The following is an 18,903-nucleotide window of genomic DNA, read 5'->3' as shown; positions in this document are numbered from 1 at the left end:
AATTGGTTGATTATATAGTCGGGCGGGCGTGATCAGGCTGGAAGAAGGTGCGACGGTGACCGACGTTGACGGCTCGACCTTTGACGTCGAAGAGTTACGCCGGAAGTACGCGGCCGAGCGCGAGCGACGGCTGAGGCCCGATGGCCTCGCCCAATACGTGGAGGTGGCGGGCAAATTCGCCGGCTTCGGCGAAGACCCTTGGGCTGACCCGCATTTCAGCCGGGAACCGCTCACCGACGACGTGGACGTGGCGATCATCGGTGCCGGATTCGGAGGACTGTTGACGGGGGCGCGGCTGCGGGAGCTCGGCGTCGAGAACGTGCGATTGATCGACAAGGCGGCCGACGTGGGCGGCACCTGGTACTGGAACCGATATCCGGGTATCGCCTGCGACGTCGAGTCGTACGTGTACATGCCGCTGCTGGAGGAACTCGGCTACGTTCCCACCGAGAAGTACGCGAAAGGCGCGGAGATCTTCGCGCACTGCCAGCGCATCGCCCGGCACTACGATCTGTACCGCAATGCGTGCCTGCAGACCGAGGTGCGTGAAATCCGTTGGATGCCTGAGGAATCACGGTGGGGCATCGCCACAAACCATGGCGATGCCATCAGGGCCAGGTTCGTGGCGATGGCCAACGGCTACCTGCAGAAGCCCAAACTGCCGGGCATTCCGGGAATGGGGTCGTTCCAGGGGCACACGTTTCACACCAGTCGGTGGGACTACGGGTACACCGGCTCCCAATTGGAGAACCTGACCGACAAGCGGGTCGGCATCATCGGCACGGGCGCGACCGCGATCCAGTGTGTGCCCCGCCTGGCCGGTGCCGTGGGACAGTTGTACGTCTTCCAGCGCACCCCCTCGACCGTGGACGTGCGTGCCAACCGGGCCACTGATCCGGAGTGGGCGGCATCGCTGGAGCCCGGTTGGCAACAGGGTCGCATCGAGAACTTTCAGATGCTCACCGCCGGCGGCACCGCCGACGAGGATCTGGTCGACGATGCCTGGACGAGCCTCACCAAGAAGCTGCCGATCGTCCGCGACACGGCACCTGGGGCCGCTACCGTCGCCGAGTTGGCGGATTTCGCCAAGATGGAAGAGATCCGGGCCCGGATCGACGCTGTCGTGACCGATTCCGTTACCGCGCAGGCGCTCAAGCCGTGGTACGGCTACTTCTGCAAACGCCCCTGCTTCCACGATGAATACCTGCAGGCGTTCAACCGCGAGAACGTCACCCTCGTCGACACCCGCGGCCACGGTGTCCAGCAGATCAGCGAACGCGGCGTCGTCGTCGATGACGTCGAATATCCGTTGGACTGTCTCATTTTCGCGACCGGTTTCGAGGTGGGCACCGAGTACGCACGCCGGACCGGATTCGAGATCATCGGCCGTGACGGCCTGACGCTCACCGAGAAGTGGGCCGACGGTGTGCGTTCGTTCCACGGTCTACAGGTCAACGGCTTTCCGAACTGTTTCATCGAAAGCATCGCGCAATCGGGCTTCACGGTGAACTTTCCCTACCTCATCGACACCCAGTCTCGTCACATCGCCTGGACGATCGCCTGGGCGCTGCAGCACGACGCGGCGGTGATCGAAGCAACCGCCGACGCCGAATCGGCATGGGTCGACACCGTGGTGGCGCGTTCCGATGTCATCGCCGGGCGGCGTGAATCGTGCACGCCGGGTTACTACAACCGCGAGGGCCAGGCCGACGTGAGATTGCGTCAGGGCAGCTTCTTCTTCGGCAGTCCGATGGAATACGCAGACATCCTGGCTACGTGGCGGACCGCCGGAAACCTCGAGGGCCTCGACATCGCCGGTGCGGCTATGCGATCCCGAAATCTATGACACCCCTGATCAATTCGCCCTGGGCGAGGTCGGCGTAGGCATCGTTGATGTCGTCGAGGCGATAGCGCTTGGTGATCATCTCGTCCAGCTGCAGCAGCCCGGAATCGTACAGACCGGCCAGACGTGGGATGTCGGCCTTCGGATTACACGAGCCGAAGACGGTGCCGCACAGGTTCTTGTTCATCAGGACGAAGTCCTGAAGATTGAAATTCAACGGTCGGGTCCCCGGTGCTGACATGGCGGTGAGCACACACGTCCCACCCTTGCGCGTGAGACTCAACGCGTCGAGGACGTCGGATTCGCCGATCGCTGAAGGAGACACGACGACGCTGTCCGCCATCACCCCGCGGGTGAGTTCACGTACCAGATCGAATGCCTCGTCGGCCGTGGACGCCGCGTGGGTGGCGCCGAAGGTCAGTGCCGACTTCCGTTTGAACTCAACGGGATCGACGGCGATGATCGATGCGGCGCCGTTGATGCGGGCGGCTTGGACTGCTGCGGTGCCGATCCCGCCGACGCCGATCACCACGACGGTGTCGCCGCCGCGCACTCCGCCCCGATTGGCGGCCGAGCCGTAACCGGTCGGCACCGCGCACGCGAGCAGTGCGCTCGGAACCAGGGGGAGGTGCGGCTCGAGCTTGACCAGGGAGGCCGCCGATACCACCGTGTGCTCGGCGAAAGCCCCGATCTTGGACACATGCGCGAGGTTGCCGCCGTCGAGGGTGTGGTGGCGAAAGGTGCCGTCGGTGGGCATGCCGGGCATCATCGTTCCGGCGCCGGCATCGCAGATGTACTCCATGCCGGTTGTGCACCAACGACATTCGCCGCACACAGCGACGAACGACGTCACCACGTGGTCGCCGGGGGAGAACCGGGTGACGCCGTCGCCGACCTCGACGACCACGCCTGCGCCCTCATGGCCGCCGATGGTGGGGGTCATCGGTGCGCGGGGGCCGCCGTTCGGCGGCGGGACCATGACGCCCCGACGGATGTGGTCGTCGGAGTGGCACAGGCCTGCGGCGGCGAGCTGCACCAACACCTCGCCGGCACGCGGCGGGTCGAGTTCGAACTCTTCCACCTGCCAGGGGGCGCCGTATTCGTAGACGATGGCGGCGCGGCTTCTCATCGGTTGATGCCCATGATCAGTCTCCGATTGGTGCGAGATCTCGAGGCCGCAGAAGTAGCCCGGGATTAACAATCAGTTGATCATATCGAACCGCGGGTGCATCATGGCCGTCATACCGCGCCTCACGTGACGGTGCGGATCAGCTTCTTGTTCACGAACTCTCCGATGCCGAGCGTGCCGAGCTCGCGTCCGAAGCCGGAACGCTTGATGCCACCGAACGGCAGTTCCACGCCGTCGGCCTGGACTCCGTTGATGAAGACCATGCCGGCGTCAATCTTTGCGGCGACCCGTTTGGCCTGTTCCGCATCGGTGGTGAAGACGTAGGAACCGAGCCCGAACGGGGTGTCGTTGGCCAGCGCCAGCGCTTCGTCCTCGGATCCGGCCCGGAAGACCATCGCAACCGGCCCGAACAGTTCTTGGTAATAGACGTCGTTGTCGGGTTTCACGTTGGTCAGCACGCCGGTCGGGAAGAACGCGCCATGGCGGTCGCCGGCGCTGGCCAGCGTCGCGCCCTGTTCGACGGCGCTGTCGACCTGCGCCTGCAAGCGCTCGGCGGCCAGGACCGAGGACAGCGGCGTGATGCTCTCGGCGGCGGCGAGCACGGCGGCGGTGAACTTCTCCAGGAACGCGTCGTAGAGTTCGTCGGCCACGATGAACCGCTTCGCCGCATTGCACGCCTGTCCGGTGTTGTCCAGGCGGGCCGCCGCGGCCTTGGCGACGGTGTCGTCGAGATCGTCGGTGGAAAGCAGGATGAACGGATCGGAACCGCCGAGCTCAAGGACGACCTTCTTCAGGTTGCGCCCCGCGATTTCCGCGACGGCCGCGCCGGCGCGCTCGGAACCGGTCAGCGAAACCCCGGCCACCCGTGGGTGTTCGATGAGCCTGGCCACCTGCTCGTTGGTGGCGTAGATGTTGACGTAGGCCCCGGTGGGGAAGCCGGCGTCGTCGAAGATCTGCTGGATCGCCGCAGCCGACTCCGGGCATTGCGGGGCGTGCTTGAGCAGGATCGTATTGCCGACACACAGGTTGGGCCCGGCGAACCTGGCCACCTGGTAGGCCGGGAAGTTCCACGGCATGATCCCGAGAAGGACGCCGTAGGGGCTGCTCGTGATCAGCGCTTCGCCAGTGCCGTCGAGCAATTCGATCGGCTGGTCGCGCAGTAGCGCTTCGGCACTGTCGGCGTAGTACTCGTAGATCAAGGCGCTGAATTTGACTTCGCCGATCGCCGCGGCGAGCGGCTTGCCCATCTCACGCACGATTATCGCGCCGAGTTCGTCCGCGCGCTCGGCATGTAGCTCACCGACGCGACGGATCAGCGCAGCGCGCTCGGCGACTGTTGTCGCCTTGGCCCACGTCTTGCCGGCCGCCACCGCAGCCGCCAGGGCGGCCTCGATCTCGGCGTCGGTAGCGGTCGGGTACTTCTTGACGACGTCGCCCGTGGCCGGGTCGGTCACGACATACAGGTTCATTGTGTTCTCCAGTCCTGGTGTGATCAGTACAGTTCGATGACGAGTTTGTCGCTGAGAGAGCGGGATACGCAGAGCGCCATTTCCTCGTTGTTGGCCTTGACCGTTGCCGACAGGCAGTTGTCGCGGTGATCCGGAATGCCCTCGACGACACCGGAGACGCAGGAACCGCAGATGCCTTCCCCACACGATCTGAACACGTCGCAACCGGCTTCCTCGAGCACGTCGAGAATCGAGCGGTCGGCCGGGATCTCGAACACCTCGCCACTGGCCAGCTCGACGGTGAACGCCGTGTCGCCGGATGTGTCGACTTCCTTCGGTGTGAACGCCTCGAGGTGGATATGGTCCGCGCCGACGGCGGGTGTGAATGCGGCAACCACTTGGTTCATGAATCCTTCTGGACCACAGGTGTATACGTGTGTGTCGGCCGAGATTTTCGCCGCCATCTGCTCGAACAGCGCGAGGTGCTCCGTGCGCGGCACGCCGACGTGCAGGGTGACGAAGTCGCGGTATTCGACTCGTTCCGTGAGGAAGTCGTCGAATGCCATCTCCTCCCGTGAACGCGCGAAATAGTGCAGCTCGAAATCGGCGCCCCAGCTGTACAGCTCGAATGCCATGCTCATCAACGGCGTGAGACCGATACCGCCGGCGATCAGAATGTGCTTGGCGGCCGCTGGGACGATACCGAGCATGTTTCGCGGCTTGCTGATCTTCAGGTGGTCGCCGACCTTTAGTTCGTGTATCGCGGCTGAACTGCCGTTGGGCCCTTCCTTTTTCACTGCGACCCACATCGACGAATCGTCTTTGGGCGAGCCGGCCAGCGAGTACTGGCGAAGCACCCCAGTGGGGCCGGTCACGTCGATGTGGGCGCCGGAACGCCACTCGCCGAAGGGGGAGCCGTCGAGCTGCTCCAGCCGGAGACCCCGGATCTCCGGTGTCTCCACCTGGATCTCGGCGATGCGGACAACGATGGTGTTTTCCATCATTGGGCTCCCAGGCCAGGCTGGTTGGTGGGTGTTGAAGGCTGAACGCCGGCCGCAAGGAATTCGGCGAACAGCTTGTACAGCGGGTCCAGGGGCCCGTCGTCGTCCTCCGGGTGGAATTGCACGCCCAGCACCCAGTCCGTCGGATGTTCCACGCTTTCGACGATGCCGTCGAGGGCTCGGGCAGCGGCGACGAGCTCATCCGCCACGTGATCGACGGCCTGGTGGTGACCCGACCGCACGACGAGTGGCCCCGCGCCGAGGATCGCAGCCAGCCGGGTCTCGGGTGCCACCTCGATCTTTTCGTCGATGAATATCGGTTCGCCCGGCCCGCCGCGATGGAGCTGATAGTCGGTGATGTCAGCGATGATCGTGCCGCCGTAGCAGACGTTGATCAGCTGCGAACCGCGACAGATGCCCAGCACCGGCCGGTTGGCGTCGATGTAGGCCCGGATCATCCTCAGGCTGACGCGGTCCGCCTGCTCGTCGACACCGTAGGAGTTCGGCACCGGCCCGTCCGGTCCGCCGTAGCAGACCGCCGCGATGTCGCCGCCGCCGAGTACCAGCAGACCGTCGGCATCGACAACCACATCGACGGCACCGGGGTCGGAGGTGTCCACCAGCTCAAAGCTGGCGTCGAGGTCCGCGAGCGCGGTCAGCGCGGTGCGGGTGAAGCGCCGTTGCAGTGCCGCGACCGGCTCGGTGAGATCGGGGAAGTTGAGTGACAGCAACACCGCAATGTGCGGCCGTCCTGGCTCGCGGCTCCGCGCGTTGGATGGTTCGACTTCTGTGCGCAGGATGACGGGGTTGTTCATACAAGGGCCTCCACTCTGGACTTGGCGGCTCGTTCGGAAAGGTCGGCGAAGAGGGCCGCGTCGCTGGACGAGGATGCGTGGAGATCCTCGGGATGCCATTGCACGGCCAGCAGCGTCCCGGCAGTGTGTTCGAGAGCTTCGACGCAGCCGTCGTCGGCGGTTCCGACGACCCGCAGGTCCGCACCGATCACACCGACCGCCTGGTGGTGATACGACGACACCGGGATCCGCGTCGAGCCCACGACTTCGAAGAGTCGGCTGTCCTCGAGCACCTCCACACCGTGTACGCCGTTGCGGTGTGCGACGTTGCTCGACGGCAGATGCTGGACCAGATCGCCCCCCTGGATCACGTTGAGGATTTGCAGGCCGCGGCAGATCGCGAGGGTCGGGATGCCGGATTCGACGGCACAGGACATCACCGCCATGTCGAACGCATCCTGGTGGGCGACCGGATCCTCGGTCTCGGCTGCGGGCTCCTGGCCATAGTGCCGCGGGTCCATATCGGCGCCTCCCGGCATGCAGATGCCGTCGAACCGGGTGAGCCGGTCGGCCAGCTCATCGGCTGGATAGTCATCGGGACCATGCAGGACAACAGGTTCGCCGCCCCCGGCCCACACGGCCTCGCAGATGGCCTCGGCGGCCAGTGTCGCGGAGAAGCGCAGGATCGGCACCCTGGCGGCGCGCCTGCCGGGTACGGCTATCAGCGGTCGCATGTCAGCTCACCTCGAAGGGGTATTCCAGCGTCGGCAGCCACTGCTCCCACGCGGACCGCAGCCGTCCGTCGGCGATGATCCGCGCCAGTGCACCATCAAGGGCCGCAAGGGTTTCGGGACGGTCCTTGGCGACCGCGATACCCCACGGGTTGTTGGTCTTGACGACGAACGCGAGCTCGAAGTCCGGGTCGGAGTCGCCGAGCGGAACGAACACGACGTCGTCGTCACAGACGCCGTCGACCTCGCCCGAGCGCAAAGCGGCGAGCATGTCCTCGTAAACGTGCTCCGATTCGAACTCGATCACCTCAGCACCGGTGAACGAAGAGGCCAGGTTGTAGTTCGCTGATGCGCGGATGGCGGCGATCCGTTTGCCGGTCAGGCCCGCCGGGTCGAGAACAGCCTCGCCGCGGCGCATCAGGATGCCTTCGTGGAAGATCCCGTACGGCCGGGTGAAATCGGTCTGCTCCAGGCGGGCGGGAATGATGCCCTGGCCGCACAGGACGCCGTCCACCCGATGGTCGCGGGCGGCGGGCAGCATGTCGCCCCAGGCCATGATGACCCACTCGAGTTCCCGGTCCAGTTCGGCCGCAAGGAGTTCGGCGACGGCCGGCTCGTATCCGGCCCGGCCGCCGGGGGACGACGCGAGCCCGAACAGCGGTGGTGCGTCGGCGTCGATGCAGGCGAGTCTCAGCGGCTCGGTCACGGGGTGTCCTCCCAGTACATCGTGCGTTCCCAGTCGGTGATCGAGCTGTTGAAGCGTGCCCACTCGTCGGTCTTGTACTCCAGCAGCAGGTTTCCCAGCGGGGCACCCAACGCATTGATCAGGTAGTCGTCGGCCTTGAACGCCGCCAGTGCATCACCGAGGGTGAGCGGCAGCTCCCCGAACAGTTCGGCTTCCGTGGACTCGTAACTCGAGCCGACGGTGGGCGCGCCGGGGCTTATCTGGTTCTTCAGGCCGTCGTCGATGGAGACCAGCATCGCCGCGTGGGTCAGATATGGGTTGCAGGCGGCGTCGGGGAGCTTGTATTCGAGCCGGCCGTTCGCCGACAGGCGCACCGTGCAGGTCTTGTTGTCGAGGCCCCAGTTGATCTTCGACGGAGCGAATTGGCCTGCGTCCCAGTAGCGCTTGTAGGAGTTGACTGTCGAGCCCATGATCAGCATGGCGCCAGGGGTGTGGGTGAGCAGTCCGCCCAGGGCGTATTGCCCTTCTTCGGTCAGATGCAGGTCATGGCGGCCGTCCTCGGCCAGGATGTTGTCGTCACCGCGCCACAGGCTGAAGTTGTGGTGACAACCGTTGCCCATGTATCCCTGGCCGGGTTTGGGCATGAAGCTCGCCTCGATGCCGAGTTCCCGGGCGACCTGCTTACAGATTTGCCGGTAGGTCATCAGCCGGTCGGCCGTTGCGTCGCTGTGGTCATACATCCAGTTCAGCTCGACCTGGCCGGCGTCTTCGAAGTCACCTTCGACCATCTGGAAGCCCATGAACTTCGCGTAGGCGATCACCTTCTGGTAGATCGCGCGATATCGCTCGAGGTGCTCGATGTGGTAGGCGGGACTTGAGTCGGGGCGCGATGTGGTGATGAAACCCGGCCCCTCCCAGGTCATCTCGGGCTCGGTCCCGGTGCGCAGCTCCAGTCCGGTGCGATCGTTGAACGCGGCGTGCAGTCGTTTCATCAGGCCGCGCGTGTCGGTCGGAAGGGGAGCGCCGGGATCGACCATAACGTGGTCGGGTTCGTAGAGACTGCAGAAGACGCGCGCGGTCTTGTGGTCCCAGGGCAGCACCGAGAAGGTGTCGAGGTCGGGCACCGCGCAGTACTCGGGTGCTCCCACGCCGCCGCCGAGCAGTGCACCCTCACGGGTCGTCTGCAGGTTGGCGATGGCGGTGCGGTGCTGCATGACGCCACGGGTCGCCAACCGCGCGAATTGGTCTGCGGGAACGACTTTTCCGACGACTCTTGCGGTGATCGTCACCGCCTGGAAGTAGACGAACTCCACACCGTATTCCTCGATCGCCGCGAGCGCGGCATCGAGGGCTCCGGGTGTGGAATTGGCGTCACGGTGTTGGTCGAGCGCTGATGTGCTCATGGACGCGGACCTTTCGGGATGAGTTTGGTGGGTGAGTAGTTGGTGGGGTGGATGGCCTGCTCAGGCCGGGGTGAAGCTGATCGGAAGCTTGTTCGCGCCGGTGTTGCCCGAGTCGGGCATCCACTCGGCGCCGTCGAGCATCTTCGGGTCCCGAAGCCGGCGGGCCAGCAGAGGTAGCGCCTCGGACATGTCGGCCCGGGCGACGAAGTGGCCCAGGCAGTGGTGCGCTCCACCACCGAAACCGAAGTGCGGCTTGCGTTCGGCGGCGATGTCGAAGCTGGGTTGCCCGAACGCCCGTGGATCGGTACCGGAGGACTCGCTGAACAGGTGGATGGTGGTTCCGGCGCTGATGGCCAGTCCCTTGTGTTCGAAGTCCTCGGTCGCCTCGCGGGTGACCCAGCGGACCGTCGGGTTGGTCCGCATCACCTCCTCGACCGCCTTGCCGCCCAGGGCCGGGTTCTCCGCGAGTAGATCCCACTGTGCGGGGTTGTCGATGAAGCTCTGCATCGCCAGGCCCAGTTGGTTGCGGGTGGTGTCATAGCCGCCGAAGATCATCAGGACGATGGCATCGCGCAGTTCGTCGGCGGACAGTCCGCCGTCGTTCTTCGCCTGCACGAGGGTCGTCGTGAAATCATCGCGAGGGTTGGCCTCACGGTCGGCGATCGCGGCGTCGGCGTACTCGAAAAGCGTGGCCAGGGCGGCCTCGATCCGCGGCAGCTCCTGTTTGAAGGTGATGCCCATCGCCAGTCCGATGGTGGCGGACTCCCGGGCGATGGTCCGCCACTCGGATTCGGGCAGGCCCAGCATGATGGCGATGACGCGAGCGGCATATGGGTCGGCGAACTCGGCGATGAACTCGCACTCACCCTTGTCGGCGAAGGCGTCGATGAGTTCGCTTGCCAGCGCCTGGAACCGGGGTACGAGGCCTTTGATCAGCCGCTTGGAGAACGCCGGGTTGAGCAGGGTACGCAGCCGTCGGTGCTCTTGGCCTTCTTTGTTCAGGATCCAGCTGTTCCACCAGTCCAGGAACGGGCCGTCTGTCACCCCGTTGTGGGCCGGCCAGTGCACACTGCCCTGACGCAGGCTCGGATGGTGCATGAGCTCGCTGACCTCGTCGTAACGCAGGACGGCGATCCCGTACTCGGTATGGGCGAACCAGCTGGCTTCCCGGGCCTCGTGGACCACGGCCGAGGTGATCGAGAACGAGGGATCGGTCACGTTCAGGCGCGGGGCCTCGGTGCCAGTGTTGGCGGTGATGGTGTTCGGAGTCATGGTGACTCTCCTTTGGAGATCGTAATCTGGCTGGTCGGCTAAACAGGCTGCGCCACAACGGGTTTATCCGGTGAGGTAGCCGGCCCCGGGATCGCATCGGCGTGCGGCGTGTTGCCGTTGGAATGGGAGCGGACGATGGCCATGTAGAGCAGACCCAGCCCGATGACGATGCCTGACATCAGCAGCACGATGTAGTTGTCGTACCAGGGCGCTTCGGGCGTCCGGGGCCAACAGATGTTGATGATGGCTGCCACTCCGTAGACCAGGGCGCCAACGTTGACCAGCATTCCCCATCGGCCGAGGCGGTACTTCCCACTCGGGTTCCATCCTTTGATGCGTGCCCGCAAGGCGGCGAACACGACCATCTGGAAAGCGATGTAGATGCCGACCGAACCGAAGCTGATGAGCTTGGTCAGCGCGTCGGTGGAGACGATCGATCCGATGATGAGTGCAGCGGGGACGACCGCCGCGGCGAGCAACGCATACGGGGGCACGTGGCGTTTCTTGTCGAACCGGGCCCACAGCTTGGAGCCGACGATCATGCCGTCACGGCCGTACGAGTAGAGCAGTCGGCTGGCTGCGGCCTGCAGGCTCAGGGCGCAGGACACGAACGAAATCAGCACGATGCAGAGCACGATCTTGGATCCGACCGGGCCGAAGGCCGTGGCCAGCACGGTCGAGATCGGATCGACGTCCTCGCCGCGGATCACGGCGCCGATGTCCACGACCGACAGAACCAGGCTGAGGCAGACGAAAGTGGCTGCGGCGCCGCCGATGTAGATCGTTCGTCGCATCGACTTCGGGATCTGCACTCCGGGGTTGCGGACCTCCTCGGCGACGTCACCGCAGGCCTCGAATCCGTAGTACTGGAAGACGCCGATCAGGCTGGCCGCGAGAAACGCGTAGAGGAAGCTGTGCTCGCCCTGTGCTCCGAAGCTGTCGAACAGCACGCCCAACCCGTGGTGGCGTTGCGTGAGCAACAGCCACCCGCCGACGATCAGCGCGCCGATCAGCTCGGCGGTGAAGCCGAAGATCGCGAAGTAGCTCAGCATCTTGGTGCCGGTGAGATTGATGACCGTGGCCAGCAGCAGCACGATCAGTGCGCATACGACGGTGGTGTAAACCGTTGAGGTGAAACCGAAAACGGTCGCCACGAACGGGCCAGCGCCGTAGGCCACGCCGGCGATGGTGGCCAGCAGCGCGAAGATGTACACCCACCCGGTCATCCATGCCCATTTGCGGCCCCACAGTCTGCGGGCCCACGGGTACACGCCGCCGGCGACCGGGAATTGGGCGACGATCTCGCTGAACACCAGCGCGACCAGCAGCTGGCCGACGCCGGCGATCAACAGACTCCAGATCATCGGCGGGCCGGCCGCGGCGAGCGCGAATGCGAAGACGGTGTAGATGCCGACGACCGGCGAGAGATAGGTGAAGCCGAGCGAGAAGTTGGCCCAAAGGCTCATGTCTCGCTTGAACTCGGACTGGAAGCCGAGCGCGGCGAGTTGCGCGTGGTCCTCGTCGTGCGGGTCGGGAGATGTCGACATAGGCGGCCGGCTTTCTGTGTCAGGGGCCATGTTCAGGGGCGGGCTGTGAGGCAAGCCATAGAATTAAAACATAAAGGATCATAGTTCATAGTTCAAGACTTATCGCGTACTATCGTCGAAATTGCCCTGGCAGGAGGAACAGTGGCGGTCGAACAGTTGCGCGGCCTGACCGCGGTGGGGGCTGTGTTGTCGCCGCTGGCGGGCGGTGGCCCACGCACGGATGCCGTGGTGGCGCGGATCTCTGCCGCGATCGGCCTCGGGGTGATCTCGGACGGAGAACAACTTCCGAGCGAGATCGATCTGGCCACCCAACTGGGCGTATCGACCATGACTTTGCGGGAAGCGCTGGCCATCTTGCGGGAGCAAGGGCTGGTTGTGACGAAGCGAGGTCGCGGCGGCGGAAGCTTCGTGCGTGCCTCAGCTGAAGACGTGCACACTCGATCATTGGCACTGCTGCAGGAGCTGACCGTCGAGGGGTTGCGTGATCTCGGGGACGAGCACTTCGCGGTCGCCGGTGCCACTGCGGTTCTCGCGACGCGCCGTGCCGTCGCAGCCGATATCGCCCGCCTTCGGACGCTGGCCGATCGCCTGGCGAACAGCGAGGACGCGATCTCCAGCCGTCGTGCCGACAGTCGCTTCCAGATCGAGATCGCGGTGTGTTCGCAGTCCGCTCGCCTCACCCGCACGGAGGTGAACATTCAGGCTGAGCTGGCGGCGATGGTCTGGTTGCCGCGGCTGGGGTTGGACCCCGCGGTTGAGGCGGCCACGCATCACCGTCTCGTCGACGCGATCGAGGCCGGGGATGAGGCCGCCGCGCGATCATTGGCAGAGGAGTACGGCGCGCTGACCATCCGACGGCTCATCGGCCTGCGGATGGAGCTCGCCAGAGCATGAGTCCGCAGATCGATCCGGCATCCTGCCGGGCGCCGGTGCCGAGGCTGACGCCGATACAGACGGAAGGGCATTCGAGATGATGGCGAACGGAACGGACGGGTCGTTTCGCGCCGAGAACGGCGATGCGGCGCTCGAGTTGGTGTCCGTGGCGGTGACCTCACTCGTCGAGGACATCTTCGCCTCGCTGAGCACGGTCGCAGTCGCAACCCGTGCACTGTGGGACCGCATCGAAGACTCGGGTGCCAGGCCGACCTCGACTGACCTCGCGGCGCTCCGCGACCCGGTGATCGCCGAATTGCATCGGCAAGCACATTTGGTGAACGGGGTCGGATTCGTCGTCGCAGACAGCGCGTTGGCCGACGTCCCTCGGTACCTCGAGTGGTGGCAGCCAAATCCCAAAACCGGCGGAGAGGCACAACGCCTCGAACTGGATCTCAATCCGGGCAGCGAGTACTTCTACGACTACTCCACGATGGAGTGGTATTCCGTGCCCCGCGATCGCGGCACCCGGTGGGTGTACGGGCCGTACCTGGACTACACCGGCGTCGATCTGTACGTGTGTACGTTCGCCGTCCCGGTGACCTCCGAGCGTGGGGAATTCATCGGCGTGGCAGGGGCCGATGTGCCGGTGGCCCGACTGGACGCCGCACTGTTGCCGACGTTCGCCGCGCATCGCACGCCCGTGGCGCTCACCAACTCCGAGGGGCGCGTGATTGTCGCCAACGACGCCGAGCACGTCGCTGGATCCAAGCTCGAGGACCCGAGTTCGCCTACGGCACTGCCGGTTTCGGCGACACCATGGTCATTGGTGTCGCTGAGCGGCTACTAGGCCGTTCTGCTAAAGAGGGCGCGGGCACTGGCTCGACGGCGGCCTGCCAAGCAGGATTAGCTCTCCATAGACACCGAGACGACATTCCTGTCGTCGACTTCGACGCAGACCACGTAGTTGGTCGCCTTCTCCGGGAGAGTGAAGTCGACTGAGTACCCTGACCCACCTGAACGATACGTGGCAACCAGCCCGTCGATGATTGCTTCCGGCGAGGGGGCGCAGGATCCGAACTCCGCAAGCCAGTAGTTCTCGCTGAGTTCCTCGAGGTGGTGGCTCACGAATAGCGTGGCCCCGACCTCATCGCTCGACGTTCCGTAGACGTCACGAATCGCCTGCCGGCAACGGTCGATGCGATCAGTCGCCAGTTCATCGTTCATCCCAGACACAGTAGCGACTCGTCGGCTCGACTCGGGCCCGCAAAGTCTTGCCATGGCGTCGCCGCGCCGCGGGCCACTCCTAAACAACCGAATGCAACCTCACGGTCCATAACGCACGCTCGCAGCCCGCCGTCTCGAGCGGAGCGACCCGAACGACGGGTCTGGCCACGCGAGACCCCGTCGAGAGTCGCATGAGTTCAGGAACACGGCCTCGTAACTGGCCGGCTGACCGGTTGCGCCGGCTCAGCGGACCAGGCAGTCGGTGTGGCGAAGGAGTAGCGCGAGTTCGGCTAGGACACTGGCCCCGCGGGCAACGTCGATGACGCTGTCGCGGCCCAGTTCGGCCCGCATCTGGTCGAATCGCGCCAGCGCCAGCGCCGTCGCCGCGCCGTTCCGCCACGCACGCAGGGCTTCCTCGGGGTCGGCGGCCAGACTCAGCACCGCGGCCGTCAGCTGATGATGGGTATCGGCGAACTGGTCGCGGATAGCGCTGGTACCCATGGCGTCCCACCAGGTCGACGTGGTGTGCGCCCGCAGTCCGCGTTCGATCCAGTCCAGGTCGAGTTGGTCATCGATCGCCAGGAACACGCCGGCCACCACGGTGATATCGACACCCATTCTGGTGGCGGTTCGGCTGAGGTCTAATGAGTCCGGGCGCAGCCGCGGCCAACGGTCGCCGAAGTCATGGCGGTGGTGGTACAGGGTGTCGACATGTCGCCGGTAGTGCGCGATGGTGGTGCCGATGTCGAGGTTCCCGCGGTGGCGGCGCAGCAAGCGTCCCGCGGTGTGCTCGATGAAGTGCTGCACCGAGTGAAGCGCCACCCTGCGCTGTGCCGGGCCGCCGGCGGTCTGTTCCAGCGCCTCGCGCCACATCTCATCGACCCGGAAGAGATGCCGCACCACGGTGTAGGCCGCTGCAACCGTCGGTGTGGGTACCCCGAGGCGTTCGTCGAGTTGATAGATCAGGCCGGGACCGACGTGGTTGATCAGGTCGTCGGCGATTTGGGTGGCCACGATCTCCCGGGCAAGCCGATGGCAAGCGATGTCGGAGTCGAGGTTGATGCGGAACGGTGTGGGGAAGTAGTCGCGCAAGGCGGTGGAGAAGATCGGGTCGTCGGGTACCGCGGAGTCCAGCAGTTCGTCGCGCACGACATTCTTGGAATGAGCCAGCAGCACCGCGATCTCCGGACGTGTCAATCCACGGCCCGCGCGAGTGCGTGAGACGAGTTCGGCTCTGGTGGGCAGCATTTCGGCGGTACGGCTGATACCGGAGACCTGCTCGAGATTCTCGATCAGGCGTTCGTGGCGGTTGAGCAGCTGAGCTGCTTGCGCTTCGGCCAGACTGATGGCCAGAACCTGGTTCTCGCAGCCGCTGAGGACCGCTGCGGCGACCTCGTCCTGGCAGTCGGCCAACAACTCGTCGCGCGCGGCAGCGCTGATGCGCTCCGAGCGTAGGGCCGACTGCAGGGCGACCTTGAGGTTGACCTCGCGGTCGGAGGAGGACACGCCCGCGGCGTTGTCGATGAAATCGGCGTTGATGCGGCCCCCGGCCAAAGCGTATTCAATGCGGGCACGTTGCGTCAGCCCGAGGTTTCCGCCCTCGCCGATCACGGTCACCCGCAGCTGGTCGGCATTGATGCGGATGGCGTCGTTCGCCGGATCTGCTGCATCGGTGTTGTTTTCGCGCGCGGACTTCACGTAGGTGCCGATGCCGCCGTTCCACAGCAGATCCGCATCGGCGGTGAGGATGGCCCGGATGACTTCGTTGGGGGCGACGGTTTCGGCAGTGATGTCGAGTACCGCGCGGGCCGACGCGGGCAGATCGATTCGTTTGGCGTTGCGCGACCAGACCCCACCGCCCGGGGACAGGGCGGTGCGGTCGTAGTCGTCCCAGCTGCTCACTGGCATAGCGGCCAATCGTGATCGCTCGGCGTAGCCGGCCCGTGGGTCGGGATCCGGGTCGATGAAGATGTGGCGGTGATCGAAGGCCGCCACCAGTTTGAGGTTGGGCGACAACAGCATTCCGTTGCCGAAGACGTCACCTGACATGTCGCCGATACCTACGACGGTGATGGGATCGACGTTGGCATCGCGGCCGAGGTCGGCGAAGTGCGCGCGGACCGACACCCATGCTCCGCGGGCGGTGATGCCCATCTTCTTGTGGTCGTATCCCGTAGAACCACCAGATGCGAACGCGTCTCCCAACCAGAATCCGCGGTTCACCGCCAGCTCGTTGGCGACATCAGAGAATCGGGCGGTGCCCTTGTCGGCAGCCACCACCAGGTAGGTGTCGTTTCCGCCGTAGGTGACGGTGTGTTCGGGCGGGCAGACACGATCCCCGAGGAGGTTGTCGGTGAGGTCGAGCAGGCCGGCGACGAAGGTGCGGTAGCACTGTTCGGCGCTGACCATCGGGTTCTTGCGCACGAATGCGCCCTTGGCGCCGACCGGCACGATCGGTGAGTTCTTCACGGTCTGGGTCTTCATCAGCCCAAGGACTTCGGTGCGGTAGTCCTCAGGTCGGTCAGAGAGTCGAAGCCCGCCACGCGCGACCGGTCCACTGCGGGCGTGGATCCCTTCGACGTCCTCGCTGTCGACGAAGATCTCTCGGAACGGAACGATTGGTCCGCGCGGATGGAGCATCGAGGAGTCGATCAGAAACGAGGCGTAGCGTTTGGGCAGGCCGTCGGGGCCACGCTGAAACCAGTTGGTGCGCAACGTCGCTGACACGAACGAGGCGAATGCCCGCAGAATCCGGTCCTCGTCCACCGACGTGGTCGCCTCGATCAGGCTCTCCAGGCGACGCTGCACGTCGGCCACCTGCGATTCCCGATCGCGCAACTGCGGGTCGAACCGTGCCGCGAACAGGTCGACCAGGGTCGCAACGAAGTCGGTGTGATCCGTCAAGGTGTCGAGGACGTAGCTGTCCGACATGGCCAGCCCCGCTTGGCGCATGAACCGGCTGGCCGAGCGCACCAGAACGACCTCGCGCCACGTGATGCCCGCCGAAATGACCAGGCGCGCATAGTCATCGATCGGGAAGCCATGGGCGCTGCGCGCAGCGAACGCGTCGGCCACCTTGCTCTCGGTACTGGCGCGCCACTTGTCCGGGGCAACGAAATCGAACACCGACACAGTCAACGGATAACCGGGGGCACCGACCGAATGCTGAGCCGCTACCTGCAGACCGAAATGCTCGAACAGTGCGCAGGCCGCGGTCAGCAACGGCGCCGGGTCCGCCCAGGCCACCACCGCGCGGGTTGTCCCGGCCACGCCGGAGTCGACGAAGAGCATCTGTTCGCGCGGCGGCATGTCCGACGACTGCATCCGGTTGAGCGCATCGGCGATCGCGTCGGTATCAAGTCGCCCGGCGGTGGCGACGTCACAACCCATCACAGTCTCTCCATTCGGCGTCCCGCTATTCGAGGCTCACAGTGTCGAGGACCCCGCCGGCGATCTGGAATCTCCAATATGGACAACCAACCGCATGAAATTGTCCAAGCCGGCGATGGGTGCTCGCGCGAGGTGATTCATAGGCTGACGCCCACATCGACGGAAGGAACGAGCGAGATGACGATGCTCGACACGGTGGTCGGCGGTCCGGAACTGCGCCAGGAACGCCGACTGGTTACTGAGGTGCCCGGGCCACGCTCCCGCGAACTGGCTGCGCGCCGCGCCGGCGCCCTGCCCGCGGGACTGGCCAGCGGCGCGCCGATCTACGCGGCCGGCGCCGGCGGCGGGGTGATCGTCGACGTTGACGGCAACTCGTTCATCGACATGGGCAGCGGCATCGCCGTCACCACCGTGGGCAACGCCGCGCCGGCCGTCGTCGCGCGCGCCGCCGATCAGCTGGCCCGCTATACCCACACCTGCTTCCTGGCCACCCCGTACGAGCCGTACATCGAGGTCGCCGAAAGGCTCAACCAACTCGCCCCCGGAGCGCACGAGAAGCGCACCGCACTGTTCAACACGGGCAGCGAAGCGGTGGAGAACGCCGTCAAGTACGCGCGCGCCGCCACGGGCAGGTCGGCGGTCGTGGTGTTCGACCACGCCTTCCATGGCCGTTCGCTGCTGACGATGACCATGACCGCCAAGAACCAGCCCTACAAGCACAGCTTCGGGCCGTTCGCCCCCGAGGTGTATCGCGCGCCGATGGCCTACCCGTATCGCTGGCCGTCCGGTCCGGACAATTGCGCCGCCGAGGCGTTCAGCCAGTTCGCCCAACTGATCGACGCCCAAATCGGCGCCGATGCGGTGGCCTGCGTCGTGGTGGAACCCATCCAGGGCGAAGGCGGATTCATCGTTCCCGCCGAGGGGTTCCTGCCCGCGGTGGCCGACTTCTGCCGCGACCGCGGCATCTTGTTGGTCGCCGACGAGGTGCAGGCCGGAATTGCCCGCACCGGAACGTGGTTCGCCAGTGAGCATGACGGTTTGGTGCCCGACATGATCGTCACCGCCAAAGGCCTGGCCGGTGGCATGCCGCTGGCGGCGGTCACCGGGCGCGCCGACGTCATGGACGCCGCGCATCCCGGCGGGATCGGAGGCACCTACAGCGGCAATCCGGTGGCCTGCGCGGCCGCCCTGGGCGTCTTTGACGAGATCGAGGACCATCGATTGCTCGACCGCGCGCAAGCCATCGGCGACATTCTGGTGCGCGAACTGCGCGGAATCGCGGGCACGACAGACGTTCTCGGCGACATCCGCGGCCGCGGCGCCATGATCGCCGCCGAACTCGTCGTTTCCGGCACCCGCACCCCCAATCGCGATGCCGTGGCCGCGGTCAGCCGCCACTGCCTGGACAACGGCGTGCTCACGCTGACCGCCGGAACGTTCGGCAATGTACTGCGCTTCCTGCCGCCGCTGTCGATCTCCGATGACCTGCTCATCGAGGCAATGGGGGTCGTACGCGACGCCTTTGCCGCGCTTTAACCTCACCCACCGAATCTCGCCTAG

15 protein-coding genes are annotated in these 18,903 nt (G+C 65.4%); 4 read left to right on the top strand and 11 right to left on the bottom strand.

All coding sequences use genetic code 11. From position 1 onward, the window contains the following. Nucleotides 1-55 precede the first annotated feature (55 nt). Nucleotides 56-1,846 carry a flavin-containing monooxygenase gene (locus ACWEFV_RS13030; RefSeq protein ID WP_450070452.1) on the top strand — a complete coding sequence of 597 codons (1,791 nt, stop codon included), beginning with the start codon at nt 56-58 and terminating at the stop codon, nt 1,844-1,846. Here ACWEFV_RS13030 and ACWEFV_RS13025 read toward each other — a convergent pair. The 9 genes from ACWEFV_RS13025 to ACWEFV_RS12985 all read right to left on the bottom strand — a co-directional run bounded on the left by ACWEFV_RS13025 (nt 1,824) and on the right by ACWEFV_RS12985 (nt 11,853). Beyond that, on the bottom strand, nt 1,824-2,972 hold the full coding sequence (locus ACWEFV_RS13025; RefSeq protein ID WP_450070451.1) for a Zn-dependent alcohol dehydrogenase: 1,149 nt from the start codon (nt 2,970-2,972) through the stop codon (nt 1,824-1,826). The two genes, ACWEFV_RS13030 and ACWEFV_RS13025, sit on opposite strands and share 23 nt — an antisense overlap. A 122-nt stretch (nt 2,973-3,094) precedes the next feature. After that, complete coding sequence (locus tag ACWEFV_RS13020; RefSeq protein WP_450070450.1) at nt 3,095-4,441, bottom strand: NAD-dependent succinate-semialdehyde dehydrogenase; 1,347 nt, start codon at nt 4,439-4,441, stop codon at nt 3,095-3,097. A 23-nt stretch (nt 4,442-4,464) separates the two neighbouring features. Continuing rightward, nucleotides 4,465-5,421: a PDR/VanB family oxidoreductase gene (locus ACWEFV_RS13015; protein ID WP_135452982.1), complete on the bottom strand. Its 957-nt coding sequence runs from the start codon at nt 5,419-5,421 to the stop codon at nt 4,465-4,467. Further along, nucleotides 5,421-6,236, bottom strand: a complete 816-nt coding sequence (locus ACWEFV_RS13010; RefSeq protein WP_450070449.1) for a gamma-glutamyl-gamma-aminobutyrate hydrolase family protein — start codon at nt 6,234-6,236, stop codon at nt 5,421-5,423. The genes ACWEFV_RS13015 and ACWEFV_RS13010 overlap by 1 nt, the downstream gene beginning before the upstream one ends. Beyond that, nucleotides 6,233-6,949 carry a gamma-glutamyl-gamma-aminobutyrate hydrolase family protein gene (locus tag ACWEFV_RS13005; RefSeq protein ID WP_450070448.1) on the bottom strand — a complete coding sequence of 239 codons (717 nt, stop codon included), beginning with the start codon at nt 6,947-6,949 and terminating at the stop codon, nt 6,233-6,235. Before ACWEFV_RS13005 ends, ACWEFV_RS13010 begins: the two co-directional genes overlap by 4 nt. Before the next feature lies 1 nt (nt 6,950). Beyond that, nucleotides 6,951-7,652, bottom strand: coding sequence for a substrate-binding periplasmic protein (locus ACWEFV_RS13000; protein ID WP_450070447.1), 702 nt, complete (start codon nt 7,650-7,652; stop codon nt 6,951-6,953). Then, a complete protein-coding gene (locus ACWEFV_RS12995; RefSeq protein WP_450070446.1) occupies nt 7,649-9,034 on the bottom strand; it encodes a glutamine synthetase family protein in 1,386 nt (461 codons plus the stop codon). The genes ACWEFV_RS13000 and ACWEFV_RS12995 overlap by 4 nt, the downstream gene beginning before the upstream one ends. A 60-nt stretch (nt 9,035-9,094) precedes the next feature. Further along, nucleotides 9,095-10,306: a cytochrome P450 gene (locus ACWEFV_RS12990; protein WP_450070445.1), complete on the bottom strand. Its 1,212-nt coding sequence runs from the start codon at nt 10,304-10,306 to the stop codon at nt 9,095-9,097. A 38-nt stretch (nt 10,307-10,344) separates the two neighbouring features. Further along, entirely contained in the window at nt 10,345-11,853 is a 1,509-nt protein-coding gene (locus ACWEFV_RS12985) for an APC family permease (protein ID WP_450070444.1), read from the bottom strand. Nucleotides 11,854-11,994: 141 nt separating this feature from the next. Here ACWEFV_RS12985 and ACWEFV_RS12980 point away from each other — a divergent pair, with 141 nt between their 5' ends. Together ACWEFV_RS12980 and ACWEFV_RS12975 are read left to right on the top strand one after the other, a co-directional pair. After that, nucleotides 11,995-12,747, top strand: a complete 753-nt coding sequence (locus tag ACWEFV_RS12980) for a FadR/GntR family transcriptional regulator (RefSeq protein ID WP_210115486.1) — start codon at nt 11,995-11,997, stop codon at nt 12,745-12,747. Between the two features lie 79 nt (nt 12,748-12,826). Next, nucleotides 12,827-13,576: a cache domain-containing protein gene (locus tag ACWEFV_RS12975; protein WP_450070443.1), complete on the top strand. Its 750-nt coding sequence runs from the start codon at nt 12,827-12,829 to the stop codon at nt 13,574-13,576. Between the two features lie 56 nt (nt 13,577-13,632). On the opposite strand, the gene ACWEFV_RS12970 is transcribed toward ACWEFV_RS12975, so the two are convergent. Together ACWEFV_RS12970 and ACWEFV_RS12965 are read right to left on the bottom strand one after the other, a co-directional pair. Beyond that, a complete protein-coding gene (locus ACWEFV_RS12970) occupies nt 13,633-13,953 on the bottom strand; it encodes a hypothetical protein (protein ID WP_450070442.1) in 321 nt (106 codons plus the stop codon). A 243-nt stretch (nt 13,954-14,196) separates the two neighbouring features. Then, nucleotides 14,197-17,343 carry an NAD-glutamate dehydrogenase domain-containing protein gene (locus ACWEFV_RS12965; RefSeq protein WP_450070441.1) on the bottom strand — a complete coding sequence of 1,049 codons (3,147 nt, stop codon included), beginning with the start codon at nt 17,341-17,343 and terminating at the stop codon, nt 14,197-14,199. 183 nt (nt 17,344-17,526) lie between these two features. Here ACWEFV_RS12965 and gabT point away from each other — a divergent pair, with 183 nt between their 5' ends. Continuing rightward, nucleotides 17,527-18,879 (top strand): 4-aminobutyrate--2-oxoglutarate transaminase, encoded by a 1,353-nt coding sequence (gene gabT, locus ACWEFV_RS12960; RefSeq protein WP_450070511.1) that lies wholly within the window; start codon nt 17,527-17,529, stop codon nt 18,877-18,879. Nucleotides 18,880-18,903: the final 24 nt, after the last annotated feature.

It is taken from the genome of Mycobacterium sp. NPDC004974 (assembly GCF_053600815.1).
The sequence above is the reverse complement of the archived record's forward strand: the minus strand, read 5'-3'. Positions and strand labels throughout refer to the sequence as shown.